General features: G+C 71.8%; 1 protein-coding gene. It reads right to left on the bottom strand.

Translation table 11 applies throughout. From position 1 onward, the window contains the following. Positions 1–669 (bottom strand): hypothetical protein (locus tag ABTU92_RS30440; protein ID WP_408095259.1); only part of this gene is annotated, 669 nt, incomplete at its 3' end. Positions 670–694: the final 25 nt, after the last annotated feature.

Below are 694 nucleotides of genomic sequence, written 5' to 3' on the forward strand. Positions count from 1 at the left end.
GGTGCGGTCGCGGCCCGGCCAGCACGCCGCCGAGGCCGAGCGCGGCGTCACCCGCACCGGGCCCTCGGTCACGGCCGCCCGCGGCTCGGCCGGCACCGCGGTCGCCGTCGCGACCGGCCCCCACAGCCGGTCGAAGGCCGTGCAGGCCTCGTTGTAGCCGCGGTCGAAGGTCGCCAGATCCTCGCGGAAATACGAGAAGTAGCCGCGATCGACGTCGATCTCGATCGGCACCACGCGGACGATCCGGAAGTCGACCTCGTCGCTGCCCTGCGGCGGCTTGAGCCGGCCGTTGCGGACCAGCCCGTTGACGAACTCGATCGCCTCGACCTGCGGGCCGCAGCTCGCGTTCCACCACAGCTCGGTCTTGAAGTCCTCCGCCTCGCAGTAGTTCGAGGGGAAGTCCTTGCGCTGGGTCGCCACCGGCCGCGGCATCAGCACGGTGTCGACCATGGTGAGCTCGCTGAGGATGACGCTGCGCAGATAGGCACCGTCGAGCCGGTTGGCGTAGCCGCCGCGGTCGACATTGCTGTGGGCGCCGTAGAGCGTGAGCCACAGCGCGTCTTCCAGATCCTGCGGCGTGATGCCGGCCAGCATGGTGCGGGTCAGGGTGCGCCGGCGCGGCCGGGTGTCGGTCACCGCGTCCTCGGTCACCGGCGTGTTGCGCTCCATGCGGTCGCTCTCCGCCGCGAGCAGG

Origin of the sequence: Rhodoplanes sp. SY1 (assembly GCF_046000175.1) — a bacterium.
Taxonomy (GTDB): Bacteria; Pseudomonadota; Alphaproteobacteria; order Rhizobiales; family Xanthobacteraceae; genus Rhodoplanes.